Raw genomic sequence first — 4,569 nt, 5'->3', positions numbered from 1 at the left:
GTCGTTCTGCACGGCCTCCTCGGTGATCCCGATCGGGGCCTTCTCCAGCAGCTGGGCGATCATCGTCGCCAGCATCTCGACGTGGCCGAACTCCTCGGCGCCGATGCCGTACAGCAGGTCGCGGTACTTGCCGGGCAGGTGGGTGTTCCAGGACTGGAACCCGTACTGCATCGCGACGGTGATCTCGCCGTACTGCCCGCCCAGGACCTCCTGGAGCTTGCGGGCGTACACGGCGTCCGGCTTGTCGGGTGTGGACTTGAACTGCAGCTCTTGACGGTGGAAGAACATCGCGACCTCCGCGCCCCGGGCTCGGGGCAGTCTGTCTGCGGGGACCGCGGTCGCGGAGGGGCGCCGGTGGGGCGCCACGCCCGGACCGGGCCGTGGCGCCGGCGCCCTGCTGCACCGACACGGGGGGCGGTCGGCCTAGCGGACCGCCCTGAGCCGACGCTAGGTCCGTCCGGGGGAACGCGCCTCCCGAGGGGGCGGTTGCGCGCGGGGCGCAGCCGTGCGATGTCGCCGCCGGTCAGGCCTCCGGCCGGGCCTCGTGCCCGGGGCGCCCGTGCGTGCGGTTGCGCTCCTTCAGCTGCGACTCGTACACGTGCCGGCGCCCGCCCACCAGGCGCTCGCGGGTGCGCCGCTCGGCGTCGGCGAACGCGCGGTAGTAGCCGTCGTCGAAGTCCTCGACGACCTGGAACGTCCAGCGCCCCTCGAGCACGTTGCGGCCCACGACCTCGGCGCGGAGGTCGTCGGCGACGTCGGGGTGGCCGGCGGCGGCCAGCCGGTCCAGGGCGTCGGCGAGCTCCGCGTCGGCCCGCCCGATCAGCCGGTGGAAGGCGTACAGCATCCCGCGGGCGTGCTCGACGACCTCGAACGCGGCGGTCACCCCGCCCACGGCCTCGACGACCTCGTCGGAGACCCCGTCGGGGGGCAGGTGGGCGGCGTCGGGCCGCTCGGCGGACCCGCCGGGGCCGTGGTCGTGGTGCGTGTCGTCGGGCCGGGGCTGCGGGGCGTCGTCGGTCATGCGGCCATCGTGCGGCGGCCCACCGGTGCGCGCCCGCGGAGCGTTCCGCTGGGGCGGCACCGGCGCACCGCGGGGCGCCCGGCCGGCGCCGGCTTGCGCCGAGCGAGTACCCGAGACGTCGAGCGAGTACTCGCCGGGTGCTCGCTCGACGCGTTTCTTGCACACTCGGCGGCGGGACGGCACTCACCGACGCCGACGGCACAGGAAACGTGCCGAGTGCCTATCCCGCGGCTAGGCACTCGGCACGTTCGCTAGGCGCTCGACGTGGCGCGGCATGCGGAGGCGCGACGCGCGCCCGCGCGGGTGACCCGCGGTCAGCCGACCACCGAGGCGATCTGGATGAGGTTGCCGCACGTGTCGTCCAGCACCGCCACGACCACGGGCCCCGCCTCGGTGGGCGGCTGCACGAACCGGACGCCCCGCGCCTCGAGCCGCGCGTGCTCGGCGCGCACGTCGGCGACGCCGAAGCTCGTCCAGGGGATGCCGTCGGCGACCAGCGCGGCGCGGAACGGCGCGACGGCCGGGTGCTCCGCCGGCTCGAGCAGCAGCTCGACGCCGTCCGGGGCCTCGGGCGACACGACGGTCAGCCACCGGTGCGCCCCCACCGGGACGTCGGTCTTCGGCCGGAAGCCGAGCACGTCGGTGTAGAAGGCCAGCGCCCGGGCCTGGTCGTCGACGAACACGGAGGCGGTGGTGATGATCACGGGGACTCCTCGGTGGGTGCGGGTGGTGCGGCGGGTGGTGCGGCGGGTGCGGACATCGCGTCGAGCCAGCAGGAGACGCCGGCGAGCGGCCCGGGATCGAGCCGGTGCACGGTGGTCCGGCCCGCCCGGGCGACCCGGACCAGGCCGGCGTCGGCCAGCACCCCCAGGTGCTTGGAGACGGCCTGCCGGCTCACGGCGACCCCGTGGACGGAGATCAGCCGCGTGCACAGCTCGAACAGGGTCTGGCCGTCCCGCCGGCGCAGCTCCGCCAGGAGCAGCCGCCGGGTCGGGTCGGCCAGCGCCCGGAACACCTCGTCCACACGGCCACGATAGGCAACCTCACGGTTGCCATTCAAGACCCGCGGCTCGCCGGCTCGGCGCGTGCAGTACCGTGAGCGCCATGCACACGACGTCGAGCTGGTGGCCCGCCTCCTAGGCGGACCCCTCGACGCGTCGACGACCGCCCCTGATCCGGGTGGTCGTGTCCGCGGGCGCGGCGGGACCACCCGGTCCCCGACCGAACGGCACCCGCGATGACCTCCCTGCTCCGCTCCCTGCTCGACGACGCCACCACGCCCTTCGCGGTGCTGCACCGCCGCGGCACGGACTGGCTGGACGTCCTGGTCGGCGACGTGCTCGACGTCGACCGCCTGGCCGACGTGCCGCTCGACGGCGGCACCGTGCTCGCGCTCGTGCCGTTCCGCCAGGTCCGCGAGCGGGGCTTCGCCGCGCACGACGACGGCGCCCCGCTGCGCTGCCTGCTGGTGCGGGACCGCGAGCGGGTGCCGCTCGCCGCGGCGCTGCCCCTGCTGCCCGACGCGGTGCCGGTGGCGCCCGAGGGGTTCGACGTCGACGACGCGACCTACGCCGACCGGGTGCGCGCGGTGATCGAGGACGAGATCGGCCGGGGCGAGGGCGCGAACTTCGTGCTGCGCCGGGACTTCGTGGCCCGGACCGGCGCCGCGCCGGGCCCGGCGGTCCTGGGCTGGCTGCGGGCGCTGCTGGAGCGCGAGCAGGGGGCGTACTGGACGTTCGCCGTGCGGACGCCGGGGCTCGCCGCGGCCGGCGCCACCCCCGAGCGGCACGTGTCCGTCGCCGGCGGCGTCGCCCGGATGAACCCGATCAGCGGGACGTTCCGGCACGGCGACCAGCCGCCGACGGGCGCCGAGCTGCTGGCGTTCCTGGCCGACACCAAGGAGAGCGAGGAGCTGTTCATGGTGGTCGACGAGGAGATGAAGATGATGAGCGCGGTCTGCCCGGACGGCGGCCGCATCCTGGGCCCGTACCTCGCCCAGATGTCCCGGCTCACGCACACCGAGTACGTGCTGGAGGGGCGGACCGACCTCGACGTGCGGGAGGTGCTCCGGCTGACGATGTTCGCGCCGACCGTGACCGGCTCGCCGATGGGCAACGCCTGCGCGGTGATCGCCCGGCACGAGACGACGCCGCGCGGCTACTACTCCGGCGTGCTGGCGCTGCTGGAGCCCGACGGCACGACCCGCCCGGACGGCGCGCCGGGGTACGAGGTGGACGCACCGATCCTGATCCGGACCGCGTACCTGGACGACGCCGGCCGGGTCACCGTGCCGGTCGGGACCACGCTCGTGCGGCACTCCTCCCCCGACGGCGAGGTGGCCGAGACGCACGCGAAGGCCGCCGGGGTGCTCACGGCGATCGGGGCCGTCGCGCCGGTGGGCGCCGGGGCGGCCGCGCCGGTCCTCGCCGACGAGCCCGGGGTCGCGGCCGCGTTGGCGGCGCGGAACGACCGGCTCGCCGCGTTCTGGCTGCGACCCCAGGCCGTCGAGCCCGAGCCGGCGCTCGCGGGCCGCACCGCGCTGGTGGTCGACGCGGAGGACCAGTTCACGACGATGCTCGCCCACCAGCTCCGGCACCTCGGGCTCGACGCCCGGGTCGTGCCGTGGCGGGACGTGCCCGACGACGCCGACCCCGACCTGCTGGTCCTCGGCCCGGGGCCGGGCGACCCGCGGCGGCTCGACGACCCCCGGGTGGCGCGGCTGCACGCGCTGCTGGCCCGGCGGCTCGGGGCTGGCGACCCGCTGCTCGCCGTCTGCCTGAGCCACCAGGTGCTCGCGCTCCAGGCCGGGCTGCCGGTCGCGCCGCTGCCCGCGCCGCGCCAGGGCGTGCGGCTCGAGGTCGACGTGTTCGGCGAGTGCCCCGCGATCGGGTTCTACAACACGTTCGCCGCGCGGCACGCGCCCGGGGGCGACCCGACGCCGCTGCTCGGGCTCGAGGTCGCGTCCGACGACGCCGGGGTGGTGCACGCGCTGCGCGGACCGGGGGTGGCCTCGGTGCAGGGGCACCTGGAGAGCGTGCTCTCGTCCGACGGGCTGGTCACGCTGCGCCGGCTGGTCGCGCACGCGCTGGGCGGCGGGGCGGCCGGGCGGGCGGCGGGCTGAGGGCGGGCGGCCCGCGCGCCGACGGCGGGCCGGCCCCGCGCCCGCTAGCGTGACCTGCCATGGCCTCCCGCACCGGCGTCTCGACCGCCTCCGGCTGGCTCGCCGTCGTGGCCCTGGCCGGCGCCGTGCTGCTGCTCGTGCCCGGCTGGTTCGGCCGGCCGCCGGGCGCGATCCTGCTCCCGGTCGCCGCGGCCGCCGCGCTCGGTCTCGGCTGGCTGCTCGACCCGGGGGCGAGCCGGGCGACCTTCGTCGACGGGGTGCTGGCGACGCTGGGGCTCGCCGCCCTGCTGGGCGGGGCGGCCCTGCTGGTGTCGTCGCTGGTGCGGCTCGTGGCGCTCGGCGACGTCGGGGCGCTCGGGTTCGGGCTGGGCGGGGCGGCGCTCGGCGCGCTGATCGGCTCGGGCCTCCTGGCGACCCGCATGGACGG

Annotated in this window: 5 protein-coding genes and 1 pseudogene; 2 read left to right on the top strand and 4 right to left on the bottom strand. The window is 76.8% G+C overall.

The genetic code is table 11. The annotated features are described in order from the left end of the window. The 4 genes from VER05_RS08695 to VER05_RS08680 form a co-directional block, all read right to left on the bottom strand. Nucleotides 1-288 (bottom strand): manganese catalase family protein (locus VER05_RS08695; protein ID WP_324844972.1); only part of this gene is annotated, 288 nt, incomplete at its 3' end. Between the two features lie 235 nt (nt 289-523). Next, entirely contained in the window at nt 524-1,021 is a 498-nt protein-coding gene (locus tag VER05_RS08690) for a hypothetical protein (RefSeq protein ID WP_324844971.1), read from the bottom strand. 314 nt (nt 1,022-1,335) lie between these two features. Then, complete coding sequence (locus VER05_RS08685; protein WP_324844970.1) at nt 1,336-1,725, bottom strand: VOC family protein; 390 nt, start codon at nt 1,723-1,725, stop codon at nt 1,336-1,338. Further along, on the bottom strand, nt 1,722-2,045 hold the full coding sequence (locus VER05_RS08680; protein ID WP_324844969.1) for an ArsR/SmtB family transcription factor: 324 nt from the start codon (nt 2,043-2,045) through the stop codon (nt 1,722-1,724). Before VER05_RS08680 ends, VER05_RS08685 begins: the two co-directional genes overlap by 4 nt. Nucleotides 2,046-2,258: 213 nt before the next feature. On the opposite strand from VER05_RS08680, the gene VER05_RS08675 reads away from it, so the two are divergent. Next, nucleotides 2,259-4,142, top strand: a complete 1,884-nt coding sequence (locus tag VER05_RS08675; protein WP_324844968.1) for an anthranilate synthase family protein — start codon at nt 2,259-2,261, stop codon at nt 4,140-4,142. A 59-nt stretch (nt 4,143-4,201) separates the two neighbouring features. Continuing rightward, nucleotides 4,202-4,569: pseudogene (locus VER05_RS08670) on the top strand (hypothetical protein); the annotation flags it as partial.

It is taken from the genome of Cellulomonas sp. (genome assembly GCF_035634735.1).
Classification (GTDB): Bacteria; Actinomycetota; Actinomycetes; order Actinomycetales; family Cellulomonadaceae; genus Cellulomonas.
This window is presented reverse-complemented; position numbering and strand designations above follow the sequence as displayed.